The sequence below is a fragment of the Parachitinimonas caeni genome (genome assembly GCF_030129945.1).
GTDB classification, from domain to species: domain Bacteria; phylum Pseudomonadota; class Gammaproteobacteria; order Burkholderiales; family Chitinimonadaceae; genus Parachitinimonas; species Parachitinimonas caeni.
Map to the genome: position 1 here is coordinate 270,357 of NZ_JARRAF010000002.1, position 23,711 is coordinate 294,067.

The 23,711-nt window shown below is 57.6% G+C and carries 17 protein-coding genes; 10 read left to right on the top strand and 7 right to left on the bottom strand.

The genetic code is table 11. The annotated features are described in order from the left end of the window. The first annotated feature begins 181 nt into the window (after positions 1–181). Positions 182–4,735, top strand: coding sequence for a PilC/PilY family type IV pilus protein (locus tag PZA18_RS02880; protein WP_284099280.1), 4,554 nt, complete (start codon positions 182–184; stop codon positions 4,733–4,735). A 152-nt stretch (positions 4,736–4,887) separates the two neighbouring features. Here PZA18_RS02880 and PZA18_RS02885 read toward each other — a convergent pair whose 3' ends face one another. Then, a complete protein-coding gene (locus tag PZA18_RS02885) occupies positions 4,888–5,283 on the bottom strand; it encodes a hypothetical protein (protein ID WP_284099281.1) in 396 nt (131 codons plus the stop codon). Positions 5,284–5,415: 132 nt separating this feature from the next. Between PZA18_RS02885 and PZA18_RS02890 the strand changes: the two genes are divergently transcribed. Next, positions 5,416–5,943 carry an alpha-ketoglutarate-dependent dioxygenase AlkB family protein gene (locus PZA18_RS02890; protein WP_284099282.1) on the top strand — a complete coding sequence of 176 codons (528 nt, stop codon included), beginning with the start codon at positions 5,416–5,418 and terminating at the stop codon, positions 5,941–5,943. 32 nt (positions 5,944–5,975) lie between these two features. Here the strand turns inward: PZA18_RS02890 and PZA18_RS02895 are convergent, their stop codons facing one another. Then, on the bottom strand, positions 5,976–6,716 hold the full coding sequence (locus PZA18_RS02895; RefSeq protein WP_284099283.1) for a sporulation protein: 741 nt from the start codon (positions 6,714–6,716) through the stop codon (positions 5,976–5,978). Between the two features lie 340 nt (positions 6,717–7,056). Between PZA18_RS02895 and PZA18_RS02900 the strand changes: the two genes are divergently transcribed. The 5 genes from PZA18_RS02900 (at position 7,057) to PZA18_RS02920 (ending at position 11,920) form a co-directional block, all read left to right on the top strand. Then, complete coding sequence (locus PZA18_RS02900; protein WP_284099284.1) at positions 7,057–9,273, top strand: TonB-dependent receptor; 2,217 nt, start codon at positions 7,057–7,059, stop codon at positions 9,271–9,273. A 115-nt stretch (positions 9,274–9,388) separates the two neighbouring features. Then, on the top strand, positions 9,389–10,072 hold the full coding sequence (locus PZA18_RS02905) for a Fe2+-dependent dioxygenase (RefSeq protein ID WP_284099285.1): 684 nt from the start codon (positions 9,389–9,391) through the stop codon (positions 10,070–10,072). Then, entirely contained in the window at positions 10,069–10,785 is a 717-nt protein-coding gene (locus PZA18_RS02910; RefSeq protein WP_284099286.1) for an energy transducer TonB, read from the top strand. The genes PZA18_RS02905 and PZA18_RS02910 overlap by 4 nt, the downstream gene beginning before the upstream one ends. A gap of 18 nt (positions 10,786–10,803) precedes the next feature. Then, positions 10,804–11,505, top strand: a complete 702-nt coding sequence (locus PZA18_RS02915) for a MotA/TolQ/ExbB proton channel family protein (RefSeq protein ID WP_284099287.1) — start codon at positions 10,804–10,806, stop codon at positions 11,503–11,505. Between the two features lies 1 nt (position 11,506). After that, positions 11,507–11,920, top strand: a complete 414-nt coding sequence (locus tag PZA18_RS02920) for an ExbD/TolR family protein (RefSeq protein ID WP_284099288.1) — start codon at positions 11,507–11,509, stop codon at positions 11,918–11,920. Between the two features lie 5 nt (positions 11,921–11,925). Here PZA18_RS02920 and PZA18_RS02925 read toward each other — a convergent pair whose 3' ends face one another. The 3 genes from PZA18_RS02925 to PZA18_RS02935 form a co-directional block, all read right to left on the bottom strand. Next, positions 11,926–13,104 (bottom strand): ATP-binding protein, encoded by a 1,179-nt coding sequence (locus PZA18_RS02925; protein WP_284099289.1) that lies wholly within the window; start codon positions 13,102–13,104, stop codon positions 11,926–11,928. Positions 13,105–13,174: 70 nt separating this feature from the next. Next, complete coding sequence (metH, locus tag PZA18_RS02930; protein WP_284099290.1) at positions 13,175–16,879, bottom strand: methionine synthase; 3,705 nt, start codon at positions 16,877–16,879, stop codon at positions 13,175–13,177. A 242-nt stretch (positions 16,880–17,121) separates the two neighbouring features. Then, positions 17,122–18,363: a benzoate/H(+) symporter BenE family transporter gene (locus PZA18_RS02935; RefSeq protein WP_284099291.1), complete on the bottom strand. Its 1,242-nt coding sequence runs from the start codon at positions 18,361–18,363 to the stop codon at positions 17,122–17,124. A 1,083-nt stretch (positions 18,364–19,446) separates the two neighbouring features. Between PZA18_RS02935 and PZA18_RS02940 the strand changes: the two genes are divergently transcribed. The 3 genes from PZA18_RS02940 to PZA18_RS02950 all read left to right on the top strand — a co-directional run bounded on the left by PZA18_RS02940 (position 19,447) and on the right by PZA18_RS02950 (position 21,003). Beyond that, positions 19,447–20,070: a TetR/AcrR family transcriptional regulator gene (locus PZA18_RS02940; protein ID WP_284099292.1), complete on the top strand. Its 624-nt coding sequence runs from the start codon at positions 19,447–19,449 to the stop codon at positions 20,068–20,070. 187 nt (positions 20,071–20,257) lie between these two features. Then, the gene (locus PZA18_RS02945; RefSeq protein ID WP_284099293.1) at positions 20,258–20,455 is read left to right on the top strand and encodes a hypothetical protein; all 198 of its coding nucleotides are present in this window, start codon (positions 20,258–20,260) and stop codon (positions 20,453–20,455) included. A gap of 254 nt (positions 20,456–20,709) precedes the next feature. Further along, positions 20,710–21,003: a GEVED domain-containing protein gene (locus PZA18_RS02950; protein ID WP_284099294.1), complete on the top strand. Its 294-nt coding sequence runs from the start codon at positions 20,710–20,712 to the stop codon at positions 21,001–21,003. A 63-nt stretch (positions 21,004–21,066) separates the two neighbouring features. Here PZA18_RS02950 and PZA18_RS02955 read toward each other — a convergent pair whose 3' ends face one another. Together PZA18_RS02955 and PZA18_RS02960 are read right to left on the bottom strand one after the other, a co-directional pair. Then, complete coding sequence (locus tag PZA18_RS02955) at positions 21,067–22,413, bottom strand: M23 family metallopeptidase (RefSeq protein WP_284099295.1); 1,347 nt, start codon at positions 22,411–22,413, stop codon at positions 21,067–21,069. 71 nt (positions 22,414–22,484) lie between these two features. Further along, the gene (locus PZA18_RS02960; protein ID WP_284099296.1) at positions 22,485–23,681 is read right to left on the bottom strand and encodes a glycoside hydrolase family 5 protein; all 1,197 of its coding nucleotides are present in this window, start codon (positions 23,679–23,681) and stop codon (positions 22,485–22,487) included. Positions 23,682–23,711: the final 30 nt, after the last annotated feature.

Sequence of the window (23,711 nt, forward strand, 5' to 3'; positions counted from 1 at the left end):
GCGCAAATAGCTTCGTCAATGGCTACGCAAATAACCGCTTCAAATTATTTTTCGGATCTGGTTTAGATGTCTTTCTGAAACTGCTTATTGTCGTCTGCCGGCCCGCCGGCACATGGGAGATATTGCCATGTTGAATAGTCCTCACAGCGTCGCACCCTTTAGGCAAAAAGGGATATTTCTTGTGTGCTCGTTCGCCTTGATGTCGCAGCCGATTATTGCGGCCGATATTTCGAACGTGCCGCTAGGCACCCTGGCTGCCAATACCTCGGTCAAACCGAATCTGATGTTTATACTTGATGATTCCGGTTCGATGGGGCAAAGCTATACCCCTGATTGGGTAAATGATGTCTATTGCCGGCAAGCTTATGTCAACCCGAACAATAACTGGGTGGATACCAGCAGCGGCAATAACTGGACCGACCCTGCGCTTGGCATCACCCTGCGCAAACCAACGGGTTCCTGCCTTTTTGGTAGCCCACCTTATGCCAGCCCCTATTTCAATAGCCAGTGGTATAACCCGGCCATTGTTTATGCTCCGCCCAAAGATGCTGCGGGTAATGATTACCCCACACAAAATTCTGCCAATACCACGGCCTGGACTCAGGTAAAAGTTGATGGCTTCGGCAAGCAGGCTTTTTATAGCTCCTACGATAATGGCAGTTATGATTTCTATAATTATGGCGCCACGACCAAGATCAATTTAACCACGCAATTCCCGATTCCGATTTTTTGCGATACGCGTGGCGGTACAGGTGGCACCGGAACTTGTAAGGAAAATATCTCGGACAACAACAATGCAACCGATGATTATGCTTATCCGGATACTACCTCTGTCACCAGTGCCACCATTTATAAGTTTTTAAATTACAAAGGCACGGCGCCTTATTATTACAACATCACATCAGATCGTTATTGCACAGACGATTCGTTTAACTCTTGCACCTCTTCATCGACTCCGACAGGCTCGTACACGGTGCCGGCCCGTTACGTCTGGTGTAAAGATACCGGCCTGACCCAATGCCGCGCCCGCCGATCGGACAATGCCTACAACAAGGTGTCATTCTTCGGGGCGACCATCCCGGCCGTCACCGGGGCAAAAGGCACGGGAACCTTGACCATCTCGTCAGCTGGCGATACGACCTACCCCACCAAGACCACGGTGACCTCAATCGTGATCAACGGTGTGGACATATTGGGTGCGCCCGTATCGGTAACAGCCATCAACAACAGTACCAAACGTACCAACCTTGCCTCGGCCATCGCCGCGCAGATCAATAGCTTTGTGTCGTCCAAAGACTATACGGCGACCTCTTCCAGCAACGTTGTGACGATCAAGGGCGCGGTCAACGGCGTGGTTTACAACGGCTCCATTTCGGTCAGTGCTGCGGATGTCACCGACACCACGGGTGCCAGCTTTGGCTTCACGACGTCGCCCGCATCAGGCGGTTTCTCGGTATTAGGTGGCACCTCAAGCGCTAAGGGATCGACGACATTCGATGTCACCAAAGCCGGTGACGCGTCTTATCCGTCAATTACCCAGGTATCAAGCATCAAGGTCAATGGTGTCGAAATTCTGGGTGGGCCAGTTTCGGTAAGTGGAATAAACAGCTCCACCAAACAGTCCTCGCTTGAGACCGCCATCGCGAACAAAATTACTTCATACACTTCAAGCCCCGATTACACCGGCTCGATTTCAAGTAGCAAGGTCAAAATCACTGCTGTTGCCAACGGTTCGGATAAAAACGGTACGGTAACGATTACCGCAACCGATACCTTCGATAGTTCTGTGCCTATTTCCCACACAGTGACCATCGGTACCACATCGGTATCGGGCGGTGTAGATGATGTTCCGTCAGCATCGGTTCCAGCATCCCGCTTCAATCGCGTAGATATCGTTTCGTCCAACAACAGCTACCCGAAAGCGATTACCCGCACTGACTGCGCCGGCGCAACCTGTACCTACGCTGAAGAAATGACTAACTTCGCCAACTGGTTCAGCTACTACCGCAGCCGTCTGCAAACCATGAAGTCTGCTGCCGGCCAGGCGTTCTCGACCATCACCAACGCCTACCGCGTTGGCTTTATCACCATCAACGTAAACAGCTCGGCGGAGTTTCTGGGTCTTGATACCTTCGAGGGCACCCAGCGCACCAACTGGTACACCAAGTTTTACGACCAGACCCCCGGTAGCAGCACACCGCTACGGGAAGCGCTATCGCGTGTAGGACGTTATTTTGCGGGCAAGACTTCCGGCATCAACGCGGTCACCTCCGGTTCGACTGCCATCCAGTACGCCTGCCAGAAAAACTATGCGCTGCTCACCACCGATGGCTACTGGAATGGCAACACCAGCCAGGATCTGAGTGGCTCGGAAATCGTCAACACCGACAATAACTCTGCCGCCACGGCGACCGTTACTGATGCGGCCTCTGGTGCCACCAGCACCATCAAGACTTCATCCCGGGATGATGGGGTGTATGACGGTGCCTTGTCTGGCTCGACCAAAACATTGGCCGACGTTGCCCAGTATTACTATTTGACGGACCTGATTGCCGATACGGACCCTCGCGGCAAGAACGTCGTCCCCTTGTCTGCCGATGATCCGGTGAACTGGCAGCATATGGTCACCTACTCGCTGGGCTTGGGCGTGGACGGCCGACTCAAGTATCAGAGCGATTACAAAACCAGTGCTTCGGGCGACTTTGCCAAGATCCGTACGGGTGGTACCGGTTGTGAATGGCAGGCCACCAGCAGCGAAACCTGCGACTGGCCCGTGCCCGCCGCCAATGCTGATACCGCCGTGGACGATCTCTGGCACGCTGCGGTCAACGGTCGCGGCAAGTATTTCAGCGCCAAGAGTGCAGATCAGGTTGTCGCCGGCCTGAAAGAAATCGTCGCCAGTATTCAAGTGGTAACCGGTGCTGCATCCAGTGCGGCCACCAGCTCGCCAGTGATTACGCAGACCGATAACTACGTCTACGTCACCACCTACCGCACCGGCAAGTGGGATGGCCAGATCAGCGCCTACACCATCAATCCCGATACCGCCGCTGTTTCCGCCACGCCGAAATGGGCTGCCCAAGAGCTACTGAATACCAAAGGTGCCGCCTCCCGCAAGATCTACACCCAGAACGGCACTGGAGGCCGCATCGATTTCAGCTGGAGCGGACTGGATGGCAGCGCCAAGAGTTACTTCCAGAGCAAATGCAGTGCCATGTCTCAGTGCGCCACATTGACAGGCGCTGATCAAACCAAGGTCAACAACGGCCAGGAACTGGTTGACTTCCTGCGCGGCGACAAGACCAACGAAGCCCTGTTCCGCACTCGTGATTACATTCTGGGCGACCTGGTGAACTCCTCTCCGGTCTTTGTTGATACACCTAACCGCAACTACACCGATAGCGGCTATCTGGGCAGTGGCGGCTACAAAGAGGGGAATGCCTCGCGCAAAGGGGTGCTGTATGCCGCAGGTAACGATGGCATGTTGCATGCTTTCGATGGCTCCACGGGTGATGAGCTGTGGGCGTATGTGCCACGCATGCTGCTCTCGGGTATGTATGTGCTGGGTGATGCCGAATATTCCACTTTGCACCGCTACTTTGTTGATGGCCAGCTGACGGCAGAAGACGTCTACGACACCAACGACAACAAGTGGAAAACCATTCTGGTGGTTGGCTTGGGCGCTGGCGGCAAAGGTTACTTTGCGCTTGATGTTACCGATCCGGATGAACCCAAGCCGCTGTGGGAGTTCTGCAATAGTTCTTCCCTCTGCGCCAAGTCGGATAGCGATATGGGCTACGCCTTCGGCAACCCTGTCATTACCAAACGGCCTACCGACGGCAAGTGGGTCACTTATGTCACCTCGGGCTATGCACAAGGCACTACTCAGGCTGGTCGGCTCTACATGCTGGATGCCATCAAGGGGGATGTACTGAATGAAACCGCCTCGGGGACCGATGGCCTTGGCAAGATTGCAGGCTATGTCGAGTTCTACGATCAGAACAATACCGCCAAGAAGATCTATGGCGGCGATCTGACCGGCAAGGTCTACGCTTTCGACGTAACGACTGCCACCCCAACGGTCGCCCAGATTGCCACCTTGTCGAGCAGCGGTATTGCACAACCGGTAACCACTACGCCGATCGTTACCACCTGCTTGGGTAAGCGCCTGGTTCTGGTCGGTACTGGCCAGTATCTCGGCGTGGGCGATGTTTCAAACACCCAGACCCAGTCGTTCTATGGCTTCCGTGACGACATCCCGGCCGCCCGGCAAACGCTGAATGGCAGCTCGTCGATGATCAAGCAGACGATCGACTTCACCAACCTGACTGTCAGCAACAACTCGGTGGACATCAACACGCACGACGGCTGGTATGTGGACTTCCAGAGCGGTACCGGGGAACGGGTGAATGTCGATCCGATTCTGGGTAGCGGCATTACCTTCGTGCCGACCAATATCCCCACCACCACGCCGCAAGCGTGTGAATACGGTGGCAAGAGCCGTGGTTATGTCATGGATTACTGCTCGGGCAAGGGGCTGCAGCAAGGCTTTGAAGCACCTCAGCTGGTTGTGGGCGCCACCAAGGTCTACTTCTCGACCACGTCCAAGACCTCACTGGGTGTCTTGCTGACCTACGCCACCGGCCCACTCAAGGCCATTGACCTGGGCACCGGCCTGGCAACCCCCGCAACCGGTGGCAAGCGTTCATCCTGGAGAGAGCTGGTTCCGAACTAAGCACACCCATTCTGTCTGAAACCAACGGCCTGCAGGGCAACCCGGCAGGCCGTTTTCTTTTTCTGATCCCCACCCGCAGGAGAAGGGCTTCCACAAAAAATAAAAGCGCGCCGAAGCCTCGGCGCGCATTCAGCAAACACATCAAGCAGATATTAAACGGCGTAAGGCACGTACAAAATGGTGCTCACGTTACCGGTATCGGTAAATATCCAGTACTGAACAGCCCCTTCGAGCCCTTTCCCGGTGCAGGAATAGGTGTACGCCGTGCCACCAGCCCGCGAGCATCCATACTGGATGAAGGCGTTATTCAGGACATCCCCGGTCCAGGTGGACCCCAGCGAAGAAGGCTGAGTGCAGGTCATCCCACCGGGATACGCCTGCTTGGTACAAACGATCAGCAAGGTAGGGTTATCTGCAAACTGATTTCCCTGCACCTGCACAGGTGCCTGGTCTTTGGCAGCTGGGGCCATTGCAGTCTCGGCAGCCAGCACAGGGCCGCCAACCAAAGACACGGCACTCACAAGCATTGCCAGTTTATTCAAGGACATGATTGCCTCCGATCCATCTCATCATTGAAAATCGGGACAACAGCCAAGGCACTACCACGCCACCGCCCCGCCACACCACTACATTTCGGCATAGAGAGCAGGAGTGGCTTTGTCAATGAGGACTCTCCGACCATGCAGCCCGATTTGTTATACCGCCCCGACTTCCTCACAGACTCGGGCAGTCTGCTGGCCACATTGCAAGCCAGCGTAATCTGGGACGAACGCCTGCGAGCCAGAAAGACCGCCAGTTTTGGTGAAGCCTACGACTACTCGCAAATTCGGTATGAATGGCAGGCGATGCCGGAAATTCTGGCTCAAATTGCCCAGGCTATGGCACCCATCATCGGGTTTGTCCCAAACAATTGCCTGATTAATTACTACCCGGATGGCGAATCTTCTATGGGTTTTCACTCGGATGCCCTTGACCAGCTGGCGCCAGACACAGGAGTCGCCATCCTTTCATTGGGAGCCAGCCGGCAACTAGTCTTTCGGGCCAAGCGAAACAAATCGGTGGAGTATAGTTACCCCCTGCAAGCGGGCAGTCTGCTTTATATGCCCCCAGCCATCCAGACAGAATGGCTGCATGCCATTCCCAAACAGCCAGGGGCCGGAGCCCGAATCAGCCTGAGTTTCAGGAAGATTGCAGGCCCCGGCATTTAAGTTGCCCTGATCAGGGGCTGCGCTGAAAAAGATCAGCACAAAAGACCGTACAGATCGTTTTCAATGTCAGACGTCGTTGCATTCAATGAGTACATGCGCGACACACAGGTATCTGAACGTCCCACTCGATCGAGTTCGATCAACACCCCCAGCGCATCCGCCCGCAAGACAAACGTGATTTCGACTTCATTCAGGCGCAAACGGCGAGTGCCACTGGCACGATATTCGATCTCCTGATAGCAGCCCAGGCTGGATGCAAAGCCGTTACCACGAGCCTGACCCGCTTCCAGATCGGCATGCTTGATCACGAACCCCAGGTTTTCCATGGCACGAAGTACATTGGCCTGAGCCGGTACCGGCTCAATCCGCAGATAGTCGCGATCGTTGGCATCGACCCCATAGTCGATTTCAAGCTCTGTCCCCAGCCAGACTGGCACTACGCGAGGATTGCCCGGCAGCATGGTGATGGGCGTTTCCAACGGCAGCTGCATGCTGAATGGCAAGGTCAGTTGCTGATCTGGTTTGAGCAAGCTCTTTTCATGTTGCTGCCAACGTGCCAACACGCGGTTTTCACTCCGGCTACCGCTGTCGCTTTCAATTTCCACCTGCGTCAGCAGACAAACCTTCAAGCCTGCGATGTCCTGCTCGGCCGAACCACCACGAATCAGGATTTTCCCGGTCAGCAGTTCGCCAGGCCGGTACTGACTTTTATCCAGCTGGGCATCCACCTTGGCGCCGCCAAAGCCAGCTGCAGCAAACAATTTCTGAAACATAGCTCTTCTCTCCAGGGAAGCGCACATCGCGCAAAGCCGCTCAGTTTACCGAAAGCGTCTGGCTTATTGCCGGCACAAAATCGGGAATTACTACCATCCTGCACTCCAAGTGAGAATGATAATGATAACAATAATGATTCCTAATACCATATAATGCGCGCCTGCCCGGCTTCGTCCGTTTGACCGACAAAGACCGCCCATCAAGGCAGGCACTTGGCACGGCCTGCTGCATCAAGGCCTACGGCAGGGGGTGGCACTCTCTGCGCACGGACTACCAACAACAGATATTCAGCGCTAGCCCGCACATTGGGCTTCGACTGGCACTACTTGGGGATGCTTCATGTCATCGACACTCAAACCAATACCATCCAACGCTTCCCTTACCGACTCCGGGCGCCCGCGTCAGCCTCTGCTGACTCTGGGGGCGATGATGCTGGCCGGCGTGGCCTTCAATGCCCAGGCTGAAACCACACCCGCCAAGTCGGAGAAGACGCTGCCAACAGTGACCGTCAGCGGCAATAAAGAGGTTCAACCTGATGGCTATCGCGCCAGTAAGACTCGCGTCGGCAAAGTCCAGCAAGACCCGCATGAGATTCCGCAAGCCGTCACCACCGTTACCAACACGCTGATGGAAGAGCAGCAGGTCGGCTCGCTGCGCGAGGCCCTGCGTAATGTATCGGGCCTGACCTTCAACGCCGCCGAAGGCGGTCGCTCGGGCGACAACATGATGCTGCGCGGTTTCTATACCTTTGGGGATATGTACCTGGACGGCATTCGCGACACCGCGCAATACAATCGGGAAACATTCAATCTGGAGCAGATTGACGTCCTGCGCGGATCGGCGGCCATGCTGTTTGGTCGTGGTCAGGCCGGTGGGGTGATCAATCAGGTCAGCAAGACCCCTTTGCGGCTCGACCGCAATAAAGTCACTGCCAGCCTCGGCAACCATGATTACCGCGAAGTCACTGGCGATTTCAACAAGCGCATCAACGACACCACGGCGATCCGGCTGAATGTGATGAACCGCGATGAAGGCAGCAAGCGCGCCAACCCAACCAGCGGCACCGAACCGGAACTGCACCGTAGCGGCATCGCTGCCAGTGTCGGCTTTGGCTTGAGCACAGCAGACGAAATCATCGCCAGCCATGTTTACACCAAGACCCGTGATATTGCCGACTACGGCGTGTCGTTTGACAGCACCATCCACCGCGTCAATACCAAGTTCCCGGCCGAGTATTTCTGGGGCATTGATCGCAACTTTGACGACAGCGACACCCATATCAGCTCGGTGGTGTACAGCCACACCTTCCAGTCGGGTGCCGAGCTGCGCACCCAGCTGCGCCACGCCGACTACAAGCGCCAATACTGGGCCAAAACCCCCAACGCGACCCTGGCGCCCAGCCCCATCGGCGCAACCGGCGGCAACCAGACGCGCAAGAGCCGCTATGAAACCGTCACCCTGCAGTCTGACCTGACCGCGCAATTGACCGCACTGGGCATGAAACACGAGCTGTTGGCCGGCTTTGAATATCTGAATGAAGATGGCTACCGCCGTGGCCTGCTGAACGTCGGCACGGCCAGTGCGCCGCAGTACTACCCTGACGTGGAAAACACCGCCACCCCGGCCGCCACGTTCAAAGGTGACAGCTACGCCCTGTATGCGCAGGACTCGATCGAGTTTGTCCCACAGTGGAAACTGCTGATTGGTGCGCGCCGTGACCAGCTGAAGGCGGATTACTCCAGCACCACCTCACCAAAACTGAGCTTTGGCGAGTGGAGTGTGCGTACAGGTTTGTCCTGGCAGCCCGCAGAGGAAAGTCATTACTACCTGAGCCTGAGCGATTCGTTCAGCCCCACGGCTGACCTCTATCAACTGTCGGGTGGTGCCTATGATCCAGAACGCAGCCAGGTGATCGAACTGGGTGCCAAGTGGTTGTTCATGCATGGAGATCTGGCGTTGCGCACGGCCCTCTACCGGGCCAACAAAGAGTGGGAACGCAACACCGATCTGGAATCGACCGCTTCCATCCTGACCCGCAAGCGCCGCACCGACGGCATCGAGTTTGAGCTGGCTGGCCGTATTACCCCGCAATGGGAAGTGTTCTCGGGTCTGGCTTTGATGAACGCCAAGATTCTGGAGGTGGCTGAAAACCGCAACGCTACCACCGGTGTCATCACCAAAGCCGACGCCCGCCTGCAGGGCCAGCGCGCCCGCAACACGCCGGATTACACCTTCAATCTGTGGACGACCTACAAGCTGACCGACAACTGGAAGGTGGGTGGCGGCGTGGAAGCCAAGGGCAAACGCTACGTTTACAGCCCCTCGACAGCCGATGCGTCATCCCTGTTCACCAACGGCGAATTCAACCCCAACACCGCGCCGGCTTATGAGCGCTGGGATGCGATGGTGAGCTACGAAGCCAAGAGCTGGACGGCCCGCCTGAACGTGCGCAACCTGGCTGACAAGGTTTATTACGACGCGCTGTACGACAACGGCGGCTTTGCCGTACCGGGGACTCGCCGTGCCTATATTCTGACCGGCGAATTCAAGTTCTAAGCCTGAAACGGGACCTCGACAGGATGGGAAGCCTCTGCTTCCCGTCCTGCTGAGGTCCCTGAGCCCCCTTCCCGCTTCTAGCCAGCCAAATCTGAACCCAAGCGAGTAGCCAGCCATGATGCATCACCTCCCCGCCGTTCTTTCCGCCAGCCAGTTGGCGCAGTGCCGCGAATTGCTGGGCGCTGCCGACTGGGCCGATGGCAAAGTCACCGCTGGTAGTCAGGCCGCCCAGGTCAAGAACAATCGCCAATTGCCGGAGGACAGCCCCGCAGCGCAAGCCCTGCGTGGCATCGTGCTGGAGGCACTGAGCCAAAGCGCCTTGTTTTTCACCGCTACCCTGCCCAAGCGCATCTATCCCCCGCTGTTCAACCGCTATGGCGACGAGGCCAATTCATTCGGCAACCATGTCGATAACGCGGTGCGGACCCATCCAGCCACCGCGCGGCATGTACGCACCGATCTGTCGTTTACGCTGTTTCTGAACGAACCGCATGAATACGACGGCGGCGAGTTGGTCATTGAAGATGGCTTTGGTGGTCGTGCCGTCAAACTGGCCGCAGGCGATCTGATTCTTTACCCCTCGTATAGCGTGCATCGGGTGGAGCCCGTTACCCGCGGTCAGCGCCTCGCCTGTTTCTCCTGGCTGGAAAGTATGGTGCGTGAGCCGCAGCAACGGGATCTGCTGTTCGAACTCGATATGTCGATTCTCGACCTGCGCCAGCAGCATGGGGATGATGCGACAGCGGTGCGACTCACCAACTGCTATCACAACCTGCTGCGGATGTGGGCGCAACCATGAGCCCTACCAGCCCCAAGGCGCTCACGCTGCCGGCACTGGATGCCAGCCATGACATCGTGCCCGCCAGCCCTCGTGGCAAGCTATTGCTACTGGTGGTGGGCCTGCATGTCGGCATGTTGGCCTGGGCGTTCAGCCGGCCAGCCACGCCGCCACCGGTCACTCCACCCACGGTGATTGGTGTGCTATTACCCGAGTCGCCCCCGGCACCGGTTGAGCCGCCCAAGCCGCTCCCGGCTGCCCCGGAAGTACACAAGGCGCCGGTGCCCAAACCGGTTGCTGCGCTCCCTTTGCCGAAAGCCGCCCCATCGGAGCGGGCCGTCACCGCCCCGCCCGAAACCGCCGCACCGGGCAAGCCGGAAGCACCGGCAGCCAGCCCCGCCTCTGCACCGACACCCCCGGCACCCGCAGCCCCTCCCGTACCAGCACCGGTCACCCCACCCCGCACCGATGCCGCTCACCTCAACAACCCGGCCCCAGCCTACCCGCCGGCCTCCCGCAAACTGGGCGAACAGGGTCGTGTCCTGCTGGACGTCTACATCCTGCCGAATGGCGCGGTGGGGGAGATCAAGCTCAAGCAGAGCAGCGGCCATGCCCGGCTGGACGAGGCAGCGCTCAATGCCGTGCGGCGCTGGCGCTATCTGCCTGCCAAGCGGGGCGATGAGCCGATCCCGTTCTGGTACGTACAACCGATTGAATTTTCGCTGACTGACTGAACACAGGAGATACCCAAGATGGACAACACCCCTTACGGTCTGATGGCCCTCTGGAGCCAGGGCGATCTGGTGATCAAAAGCGTGGCCGTACTGCTGGCCCTGATGTCGCTGGCTTCCTGGTATGTGATGCTGACGCACGCCTGGCGCGCCATGAAATTGCGTCGCGCCGCCCGCAATATGTCGGGCTTCTGGCACGCCCGCAGCTTTGCGGAAGGGATGGCTCTGCTGGAAGCCGATGGTGGTCGCAACCCCTTCCGCTACGTGGCACTGGAGGGCAAGGCCGCCGTCGAGCACCACACTCACAACAAGGAAGATCTGCATGGTCAGATCAGCCTGACCGAATGGCTGACCGAAAGCCTGCGCGGCGCCATCGACGACAGCGCCGAGAAAATGCAGGGCGGGCTGTCGATTCTGGCCTCGGTGGGCTCAACGGCGCCGTTTGTTGGTCTGTTTGGTACGGTATGGGGGATTTATCACGCGCTGGTCGGCATCAGCACCTCGGGCATGGCCAGCATCGACAAAGTTGCCGGGCCGGTAGGCGAAGCCCTGATCATGACCGCTTTCGGTCTGGCGGTGGCGATCCCGGCGGTGCTGGGTTACAACGCACTGGTGCGCAGCAACAAGGGCATTATCAGCAAGCTGCATCGCTTCGCCCGACAGCTGCATGCCTACTTCCTCACCGGCTCGCCCGTCGCCAAGTCTGTTGCAGAGGTACGTTGATATGGCTTTCGGCAACGGACTTGAAGACGGCGATGAAGTCATGAGCGAAATCAACATGACGCCGCTGGTCGACGTCATGCTGGTTCTGCTGATCATCTTCATCATCACGGTGCCGGTGCTGACGCACTCGGTCAAACTCGACCTGCCACGGGCACAGAACCAGCCCAATGTGGTCAAGCCGGAAACCATCACGCTCTCCGTCACGGTCGACGGCACGGTCCACTGGAACGATACGGTCGTTGACGCCGCCACCCTCGATCAACGCCTGCGCGCCGCCGCCAGCCAGCAACCTCAGCCGGAAATCCATATCCGGGGCGATCGCAAGGTCAATTACGAGCATGTCGTCAAAACCATGGCGGCCGTACAACGGGCGGGCATTCTCAAGTTGGGGTTTGTGACGGAGCCGGGTGGGTAGCGCGATCAATCATCCCGCAGATCAAGCAGGGGGTCGGCAGGTGGCCATGAGCAATCGGTCACTCGTTGTGCATACCAGCGATGCATGGCGGCATCATCCACCGAGTACTCACCCCTGGCCGATTTCCAGATCAGAGCCGGGCTATGCTGGCGCAGCACATCCAGAGCGTTCTGGACTTTGGCCGCCGTCACTTTTTCTCCGGTGACATCACGATAGAACTTGAGCGCTTCTGCATCATACGGGCGATAACGCGATCCTAAATCCAGCAGGCGCCGGAGCACTGCTTGCTCCAACGGCTTGAGCCCCAGATACACCGACTCCATTTGGGCTTCATCATCCAGCTGACGTTGCCGCGCGGCATCAAGCATAGCCGCTTCAAACCGGCCAGAAATACTGGCGAGCGGGCTAAGCGCTTGGCCCAATGCTTCCATGAAAAACTGCGGGCGGCAGCCAAACAGCTGGAATGCCTGATACAGCAAGCCCTGATCAACCGGTGCAAGTGGCGGCCTTTGCTGTTCAATCAACCCTGCAATATGTGCAATGAATTGCAGGTCCAGCTCAGGCAGGCGGTGGATTTGCGATCCGTAAAATGGCGAGCCATTGGTATTGACCAAACGCAGCAGCTTGTCGCGATCCGACCCGGACATCACCAGCATCAAATTGATCTGACCGGGACGATTCAGCTGGTCGCGCGCCGACTTGAGTGCTGCCATGGCGGTCTCGCCAGCCTCGCTGGTCAAGGCATGCTGGGCTTCGTCAATTATCAGTGCCAGCGGCGCTGCAACCATCTCATGCAAGGCGCGCAATGCCTCAGGCAAGGTCGTGCCATCTATCTGGCCAATCCTGCTGGTATCAATTTTGAGCCCGCCCAAAACGATTTCTTTCAACCCGGCCGCCTTCGCCGTTCTGGCAACGGGGCCCAGCTTTTCATGCAGTTTCCGGGAGATGCCTTCTGCAATCAAAATGGCTGGATCACGCCTCTGGTCAGACCATAAATCGACATACACCACCACTACACCTTCGCGCTCCAGCACGGGCTTGAGGTCAGCCTGCAGAAACGTCGATTTACCGGTACGGCGGGGGGCCGCAAGAAACAAGCCATTGTGGGCGTCACTGAACAAAGCCTTGCCGCGCAGCTCATTGGCGAGCTGCTCAGCCAAAGCGACTCTGGAGTAGTAAATCATCAGTTTTATCAATAATTATCCCTGTTTTGATAATTTATCAGAACAGGGATAATTTCCAATAAATCTATCCTTATCCCCCATACCCCAGATTCGGCGCCAGATCCCGTTCGGCCTGTTGCAGGCTCACACCACGGCGGCGGGCGTAGTCGGTGACCTGATCCTGGCCCAGTTTGCCGACCGCGAAATACTGCGACTGCGGGTGGCTGAAGTAGAGACCACTAACCGCAGCCGTGGGCAGCATGGCGTAGCCTTCGGTCAGTTGCATACCGATGCCCTCGGCCGCCAATACGCGGAACAGATCGGTCTTGGTGGTGTGGTCAGGGCAGGCCGGGTAGCCGGGGGCGGGGCGGATGCCCTGATATTGCTCGTCAATCAACGCCTGGTTATCCAGCGCCTCATCGGCGGCATAGCCCCATAGTTCACGCCGTACCTTGGTGTGCATCAACTCGGCAAAGGCTTCGGCCAGACGGTCGGCCAGGGCTTTGACCATGATCGCGCTGTAATCATCGTTAGCGGCCTCGAAACGTGCCACATGCGGCTCGATACCCAACCCGGCCGTGACGGCAAACAGGCCCACATAGTCGGCCTTCTGGCTGTCATTTGGGGCGACAAAGTCCGCCAGACACCAGTTCGCCTTGCCCTCGGCTTTCTTGTTCTGCTGGCGCAGGCAGTGCATGCGCATCAGCTCGCCGCCGGTTTGTGGGTCCAACAGTGCAATGTCATCACCATCAGCATGGGCCGGAAACAGGCCGATCACCCCATTCGCCTGCACCCAGTTACCGTCAATCATCTGCTTGAGCATGGCTTGCCCATCGGCAAACAGGCTGCGGGCCGATTCACCGACTTTTTCATCGTTGAGGATGGCCGGATATTTGCCGAACAGCTCCCAGGCATTGAAGAAGGGGCTCCAGTCGATGTATTCGGCGATGTCAGCCAGCGGGTAGCGCTCGAAGCGCTGCAGCCCCAATTGACGCGGCTGGGGCGGTTGGTAGCTACCCCACTCAAAGGCAAAGCGATTGCCGCGTGCCGCTTCGATCGGCAACAGGTCGGCCTTGCCCTTGTTGGCGTGGATGGTGCGGATGTTGTCGTATTCGGCTTTGACACCCGCCACGAAGTCATCGTGCAGCGTCTCGGACAGCAGGTTCGACACCACGCCTACGGCACGCGAGGCATCGGGCACGTACACTACGGGCTGTTCGTAATTCGGTGAAATCTTGACGGCTGTGTGGACTTTCGAGGTGGTTGCCCCCCCGATCAGCAGAGGAATGGTGAAGCCCTGCCGTTGCATTTCCTTGGCGACATGGGCCATTTCTTCGAGCGATGGGGTGATCAGCCCGGAAAGGCCGATGATGTCGGCCTTGTGCTCGCGGGCGGCGTCGAGGATGGTCTGGCACGGCACCATCACGCCCAGATCAATCACCTTGTAGTTATTACAGCGCAGCACCACCCCGACAATGTTCTTGCCGATGTCGTGCACGTCGCCCTTCACCGTTGCCATGATGATGGTGCCCTTGGCCGGCGCGTCGGCAAGGCCGAGCCGCTGCTTTTCCTCGTCGATGAACGGTTCCAGATACGCCACCGCCGCCTTCATGACACGGGCCGATTTCACCACCTGCGGCAGGAACATCTTGCCCGCGCCGAACAGGTCGCCGACCACGTTCATGCCATCCATCAGCGGGCCTTCGATCACATGGATGGGCCGAGCCGACTTGGCGCGTACCTCTTCGGTATCTTCGGTGATGTAAGTGGTAATCCCTTTGACCAGCGCGTGTTCCAGCCGTTTTTCCACCGGCCATTCGCGCCAGCTCAGGTCCTCCACCTTGCCTTGCTGGGCCTCACCCTTGAACTTTTCCGCCAGGGCAATCAAATGTTCGGTCGGGTCGCCGCCATCCTTGGGGGTGCGCATCAGCACCACATCTTCAATCCGCTCGCGCAATTCGGGAGCGATCTCTTCATACACTTCCAGCGCCCCGGCGTTGACGATCCCCATACTCATGCCACGCTGGATGGCGTGATAGAGAAACACCGCGTGGATGGCTTCACGTACTTTGTTATTGCCACGGAAGCTGAAGGAGACATTCGATACCCCACCGCTGATCTTGGCGTGCGGCAGATGCTGGCGAATCCAGCCCGTGGCTTCGATGAAATCGAGGCCATAACGGGCGTGCTCTTCAATGCCGGTTGCCACGGCAAAGATGTTCGGGTCGAAGATGATGTCTTCCGGCGGAAAGCCAACGACTTCGGTCAGGATCTTGTAAGAGCGGGCGCAGATCTCGGTCTTGCGAGCATAGGTATCGGCCTGACCGGTTTCATCAAACGCCATCACGATGACGGCGGCGCCATAGGCCCGCACCAGACGCGCCTGCTCGATAAAGCTGGCTTCGCCTTCCTTCAGCGAGATCGAGTTGACGATGCCCTTACCCTGAATGCACTTGAGGCCGGCCTCGATCACGCTCCATTTGGACGAGTCGATCATGATCGGCACCCGCGCAATATCCGGCTCGGCGGCGATCAGATTCAGAAAGCGCACCATCGCCGCCTGCGCATCGAGCATGCCTTCGTCCATATTGATGTCGATCACCTGCGCGCCGTTTTCCACCTGCTGCCGGGCCACATCCAGCGCCGTCGCGTAGTCGCCCGCCAGAATCAGCTTGGCAAAAGCGCGTGAGCCGGTGACGTTGGTCCGCTCACCCACGTTCACAAACAGGTCGCTGTCGCCGATATTGAAGGGTTCCAGCCCAGCCAACCGGCATTTGGCCTCCAACTGCGGCAGGGGGCGTGGCGAAACACCGTCTACGGCACGGGCAATGGCCGCAATATGGTCGGGCGTGGTGCCACAGCAACCACCAACGATATTGATCAGCCCGGATTCAGCCCACTCGCGCACCTGCTTGCCCATCTCTTCTGGCGCCAGATCGTAACCCCCGAATTCATTCGGCAAGCCAGCGTTGGCGTGGACCGACACAAAGCCCGCCGACACCCGCGAGATTTCCTCAACGTAGGGCCGCAGCAGATCCGGCCCCAAGGCACAGTTGAGACCGTAGCTGAGTGCCTCAGCATGCGACAGCGAGTTGTAGAACGCCTCGGTGGTCTGCCCGGTCAGGGTCCGGCCACTCTGGTCGGTAATGGTGCCTGAGATCATGATCGGCAGCGGTTCCAGCTCCGGTCGTTCTGCAAAGAAGCGCTTGATGGCGAATACCGCCGCCTTGGCGTTGAGTGTGTCGAAAATGGTCTCGACCAGCAGCAGGTCGGCACCGCCATCCACCAGGCCACGAATGGCTTCGGTATACGACGTCACCAGCTCATCAAACGTGACATTGCGATAGCCAGGGTCGTTGACGTCGGGGCTGATCGAGCAGGTACGGTTGGTAGGCCCCAATACCCCGGCGCAGAAACGCGGCTTGTGCGGCGTTTTGGCGGTTTGCGCTTCACACAGCGTATGTACCAGCCGCGCCGCTTCAAAATTCAGTTCGTACACCAGCTCTTCCATGCCGTAGTCGGCCATGGCGATGCTGGTGGCGTTGAAGCTGTTGGTTTCGATGATGTCGGCACCGGCATCGAGGTAGGCTTGGTGAATGCCACCAATCACATCGGGCCGGGTCAGCACCAGCAGGTCGTTATTGCCTTTCAAGTCACTCGGCCAATCAGCAAAGCGGGTGCCACGATAGCCACGCTCATCCAGCAAATGGCGCTGGACCATGGTGCCCATGCCGCCATCAAGAATCAGGATGCGTTGCTGGAGAAGAGAAGTAAGCTGGTTGTGGCGACTGGTCATGGCTGCTGGCAATTGAATATGTTGAAGAAAACAGGAAGTACCTATTGTTTAAGCATAGGCACTACAGGAGACAGATTCCCGTCCACGCAGTCTAACATGCAGGCCATGCACGACAGCCAGAAACCAACATGAATGAAATTCATACCCTTGTGCGGACAAAAAAATAGGCCGGTTAACCGGCCAGGGAAGGGGATTCTTTTGCGCCGTGCGGCAAACGAGGCTGCCGAACAGGAAACGAGGATTTATTTGGTTTGATTCTGTGTAACCGATCCAGCGGGCAGGGCGGCATCGGTGGGGCCATGCCAGGGCTTATGCAGCACCACGTAGGCCACACCGCCAATCACCAAGCCCCAAAAGGCCGACCCCAGACCAAGAAAGCTCATGCCTGAGGCGGTCACGAGAAAAGTAATGATGGCGGACTCACGATGACTTTCGTCCTGAATCGCGCCGACCAATCCTGCCGTGATGGCGCTGATCAGGGCTAACCCGGCCAGCGTGGCAATCAGCGCCTTAGGTAGTGCCGCGAATAGCAGGGCCAAAGCACCGCCGAACACCCCCACCAGAATGTAGAACAGACCACAGGCAATACCGGCAACATAACGCTTGGCCGGATCTTCGTGCGCTTCCTTGCCGGTGCAGATGGCTGCCGTAATCGCCGCCAGATTGACGCCGTGAGCGCCAAATGGCGCAAGCAACAAGGAGCCGATGCCCGTCGTTGTCACAATGCCGCCGGCTGGCGTCTGATAACCAGAAGACTTGAGCACCGCCATGCCGGGTACGTACTGCCCGGTCAGGGTAACCAGAGCCAGGGGCAAGGCCAGGCTGAGCGCCGAACTCACGCTCCACTCTGGCTTGGTCCACACCGGCGCAACCAATTCAAACCGGATGGCTGACAGTTGGGCATCCCCCGAGGTCACCGCAAACAATATTCCCACCAGCAGAACCGCCGCAATGGCATAGCGTGGCCATATCCGTTTCGCCAGCAAATACACGGCCAGCATGCCGAACACCAGGGCTGGCATGGCTTTGATCGACGTGAAAACCTCTGTGCCGAAGTGCAGCAAAATCCCCGCCAGCATCGCGCCGGCCAAGCCTTTGGGCAGCCGCGGCATCAGCTTATCGAAGGTACCGGATAGCCCGATGGCGGTAATCAGCAGGGCCGCCAGCATGTAGGCACCGATCGCCTGCGCATAGGGCATGGTGGGCAGGATACCGACCAACAGCGCCGCTCCCGGTGTAGACCACGCTGTGATTACCGGCACTTTCAGGCGCCAACTCAATACCAGCCCGGTAATTCCGCTACCCAGCGAGATCGCCCAGATCCAGCTGGAAGTCAGGTCATCTGAAAGATGGGCGTTCTTGGCGGCATGAAAGACAATCACCAGCGGCCCCGCAAACGACACCAGTACAGCCAGGAATCCGGCAACAACGGCCGAAATAGAAAAATCCTGCTTGACCATGACACCCCCGGCACGTTTGAACATTAAATAACTATTACGACCATTTACCACCCGCACACCCCATCAACTGCATTTAATGACATTTGATACATCCATTGTCACTTTCTGCAGAAACGGCCTTCTCCCGAGTTGGTCGCCCTCGCTTGCAATGACGTTGCAAAGACTGGAAAAACCCCAAGCAGGCAGTAATAGCAGCTACTCATACCGCAAAAACTCAGTGGATTTTTCTGAAAAAATTCATCAAGCCGACAAATTCAACCAAAAATACAAAAAAATTTAGCGGTTTTTATCGAACAATCCAAAAACCAGGAAAGTAGAGCCGTCTTGTGCTGGATGAGGAACGTGTCCTGGAGCGTCAGAAGATGCTACTGGCTATTCCTTGCCCCTACAACCAGGAATAGATCGACAGTTTATTTGTGCTTGTTTAGACTGGCATGGTAGTTTTTTCGGACAGTTTTTAATTACCACACACAGGAGAGTTCACTTCGCGTTCGAAATGACCAGGACAGCGCACCCGGTCCTGGGCGGTAAACCAACCTAAGTTGGCTTGCTGCAAGGAAATCACACCTGCTGCTTGATTGGCGGACAGCCTTGGTCTTTTCTCCGACACATCAAACCAGACAGTGGGGTGATCTGGCGTCCACTTGGGCGGACGCCACGCCGCCATCGGGTGCCCTAGGCTCTGTTGACATATTGTTTCCGGTCGCGCCGGGTCGAGCTTTTGGGGCAGGTTGAGCGCGCTAAATAAGCGAGCCCTAACGACGCCATGCTCCAAAAATCGACCCAGCCTTGCGTGGCTGTTGCCGCAAAGCGGCTTACAGCCTGTGCGCCCAGACGGGAAATCGCTTGTTTAGCTCGCTAAGCGGCGCGCTTTTCGCCTTGCATCAGGCCCAAATCCGACAAAGCGCGATCCGAAAACAAAACGTCAACAGAGCCTAGCCTGCCTGACTTTCCTGTCAGGCCAATGACGGTAGCTGTTTGCAGTATCCAAATACACAAATACCCAGCTCAAAGGGTTCCTGCATGCCTCCATCTCATGACCGGGATGACGGAAACAACAGGCAGGTATCCGGCTGGATAGGTCAAAACAACCAACAAGAGAGTGTTATGGAAAAGATCGCAACCCGCGCCAAGGGGCGTCCACGCACGTTTGACCGGAATCAGGCCCTGCAGGCAGCGCTGCGGCTGTTCTGGCAACATGGCTACGAAGGCTGCTCAATTGCCATGCTGACCGAGTCGATGCGGATCAACGCACCCAGCCTGTATGCCGCCTTTATCTCGAAGCAGTGTCTATACCGCGAAGTCCTTAACCTTTACCTGAGAACCCAGAGCGATTTCATCGGCCGGACGCTGGCCGACACGACCAGCGCCCGCCTCGCCATACGCAATCTGCTTCTGACCAGCACCACCCGGTTTACCCAGCCCGAGATGCCAGCTGGCTGCATGGTTGCCAGTGGCGCCCTGCGCTGCGGCAATGAACACCATGAAATCCAGCAGGAGACTGCCGACCTACGCCGCACCACCCGCGATGCCTTGCGCCACCGCCTGGAGTTGGCCGTCATGGATGGGGAAATCGCACCGAGCACCGACACCCTTGCCTTGTCCAATTTCTTTGCAACCGTCGTACAGGGGCTATCCGTCATGGCCATTGATGGTGCCAGCAAGGCCCAATTAGGGCAGGTGGTCGAACTGGCAATGGGGGCCTGGCCGCGCAACGGCATGCTGGCCTGATGGCAGGCGCTGTTGACATTAAAAGTAACCCATTGATTCAAAATGAGAAACGAAAGCCCTACAGACCGACTCATTGCTTTATGAATCCATTGCTTACCTACCAAGTGTCAACAGCGCCCAAGATGGCTTGCAGGGCAGTGATGGTTCGTTGTGAAATAGTCACCCTTCCTGCAACTGGATGCCCGTCATGACCAGGCGTTATCACCTTCTGATTGTCAGCACGCTGGCGCTTTGCCTGTCTGCTTGCGACAGCCTGCCAGATGGCGGAAGCCGGATGGATACGTCGTCAAAATGCCCGCGCAAACTCAACGATTTTGCCGGCAAGCGTCTCTTGGTCAGCCTTCCAAAAGAAGGCGCCAGCGGACTACGCTCTATCAAGCGATAGTCAAATCAGATCAAGCGTCCTGACCAGACGCCACCGTCATCCGCCAGATTTACCGTAAGCCTCACCACAAAATAGAGAACATTCGTTCTCTATTTTGCTATAGTGAGCTGATCATCCCTCCCTTCCAAACGACTTCATAACCATCACCGATTACTTGGCCACGCTTTCTGCGTGGCCGGAATCAGCACGGGGTATCACTGGGAAAGGCGGAGAGATGACACTCGCCAGCCGTGCCCATCAGTGGCGTGCTGACAATGAAAGTGTCGCCCGGATTCAGCTTTAATGGGGTCCGGCCGGTGGCCATAACCGGGTGGGTCGACTGGAATCGTGACAATAAGTTTGAACGGGACGAGCTGGTGCTCTCAAAAGTCAGCGATACCGCCATCAGCCAACCCATTTCCGTGCCCGCGACAGCGCTGCCAGGACCAACCCGTTTGCGCCTGATCTTGCGCGGCACCCTGGATCCCAACCAACCCAGCCCCTACCCAGAACCCTGCGGTGGCCCAAGCCCCGGCGAGGTTGCCGACTTTACCCTTAACGTTCTGTAAAGCGGGCATTGTGGTCGGGCCGGCGGCGGCTGACCCAACCAGTGGCTTCCGGAAGTTCACGCTTTACGGGGCCACCTGAGTCACAACCGTCAGCAGATTGCCCAGTTTCTTGTCGAGCAGCTGATCCGCAGGGGTTCCGGTCGGCACCGCAACCGCATAGATGGTGTAATTTCCGGCAGGCACCATGCCTGCCGGAACACTAGCAAACAACGGGAATTGCTGGTTCTTGGCCGACACCTCGGTCCGAAATGCTTCCGGTGAACCACCTAGGCCATTGCTACCCAGATAAAGCAGCTGGCCGGTCGGCATCAGTAACGCCAGCCACAAATCTACCTTGCTGACCCCCATGGCCAGCTGATCTGCCCGTAATGCCAGATTAAGATCAATCGTGCTGCCGGTACGATAGGGAGACGCCTCGCCCACCAGACACACCACATCGGTAGCGGTAGCACAGGCCATGGCACTGACGGTGCTATAGCTGGAGGCAGCCGAAAAATCGGTGGGTCTGGCACCTCCAGGCGCCGAGTAGTCGAGCTGTAGCGACAGGGAGCTACCGTTGATCTTGTAGACCCCCAGTCGCTTACTCCCGTTACTGGCCGTGAAATCCAGTTTGGGTACGCTGCTCAAGCCCAGCTCCATCGTCACCGTCCCCGTTTCCAGTACCGCTTCCTTGCTGTCATAAAACGTGTAACCAAACCCGGCAGTCTGGCTGGCATAGTTGCATGTAAATTCAATACTGGTGGCATGCGAACCCTGACTCAAGGTCCAGCGCCGTTGCAAGGTCGGGTAGGACAATAGTCCGCGAGGGGTACTAAGCGAAGGCTCGCAGACCTGTTGGGGATAAGTTGACTTTGCTACCAGGGTATCCAGCGCCGCCCGCGCACTGGTACTGAAATAAGGAACCGGAGAAAGTGCGGTTTTGTTGCTTAGACCAAAACTGACCACACCCGACATATCGTCGAGCTGAAAATGGGTCATCGCATACTGGATTGTGTTTGATCCATTCTTTGCCGTGACGGTACCGGCCGTACCAAAAACCTGCCCCGCAGAGAGCTTGCTGCCGTTGGTAATCCCCGGCTCCAGCCCACTGATATTGGTGTAGACATTGCGCCAGCTCTTGCCTTCATCCGTAAAATCTATCTGGACGGTCATTTTGGTGGGGTCATGCGAATCGGTAAACGCATTGAGCGTTCCGGCATGACCCGCCCGTACCTTGGCCCCGACGGTGAATTCAAAATCCAGCCCTGGGTGCCCATCGAGCCGATGTTCCGCGACGTGGTAGCCAAAACCCGCCACCCCGAGAAAATTGAAAGCCGCATCTGCTGGGTCAAGAGGTAACTGCAGCTCCATTGCCAGACTGGAACCCGCAGTCAATATCATCAGCACAGGCAGTGCAAGTTTGCAGGACATGGCAATCTCCTTCCGGACAGACTTTCAGCATAGTTGTCACGGCCTGCAACCAGAAGGTGATCGATACGACGTCAGGCAGGTGCCGGTGAGGCCAGGCGACGCCGGATGGGCTCGAACTCGGAGGTCGCCTTGCGGGGGACCGGGTCGGGTAAGCCTTTATCAATAGCTTCCCAATAGCGCCAGCTCACTTTGCCACTGCCCAGTTCGTAATCCATCGCATCCCAGGCGTCTTCGCGGAAGCTGTAGAAGGCCCAATGCAGGCGGTGCCGGTCCAGCACCGTCAGTACGTCATCCAGATACTGCCGACATCCTGCTAGTTGGCGCACACAGCCAAACTCGCCCGCCACCAGCCGGTTAGCGGGAATACCTACCCGTTTTGCCCAGTCCATCGGCCCCTGCAGATAGGCGGCAACCTGTTGGCCATTCCAATCCATCTTGCCCTCGCCATACGGTACGGTGCCGGGGTAGGCATAGGGTTTGGCCCGTTTCAGATTGGGTGCACTGGTTGCCGCATAGGGTTCGTACATATGAAAGCTGTACAGCACCCGTTTGTCGGCCAGTGGGGCCGGCCAGTAGCTGAAGCTGTCGGCAGCCCCATACCAGCCGGCATCCACCATGATCGGCGTCTGCGTATCAACTTTTCGCACAGCCCGGATCAGCTCTGTGTAGAAGGCTGGCAGGTCGCGGGTACTTCCTTGGTGAGTGGCATACCAGCGCTGCATGCTGGCGGGGTCGGCATGCTCTGCCAAATCCCCTTTCTTTTCCGGTGCGGGTTCGTTGATCAGGTTATAGGCTGCCACAGCGGGGTGGTCCTTCAGCGCTGCCGCCAAGTCCTGCCAGAATGTGGCCGATTGCTGCCAATATGCTTTGTCCTGCCAGAGCCGGTCGTCAAACTGGTTATGGTTATTCTGCTTCCAACGGGCGCCGGGCAGACTCAGCGGAGTAATCACGACTTTCAGACCCGCCGCCTGGGCGCGGTCCAGCGCCGCCTTGAGGGTGGCCAGATCTTTCGCCGCCAGACCCTGATAACGGTCAGCATTACCCAGCAGGAAGTCGCGACCGGCAGGCTGCCATTTGTCGTAGCTCAGCCTGACCCAACTGGCACCATAAGCTTTGAGCGCCTTGAAATAGGCCAGATCCGGCGGTAATCGGTTAAAACTGTTGCCACCATGCTGGGGCGTGTTCCAGAAATCGATGAGGTCTGCCGCCTGCGCCTGGCCCAGCAGGCAGGCCAGGAGCAGGCTACAGAACGGTCGGGAGATGGTCATGGCAAAAGTCCGGGGAAAGCGATTTGGCGT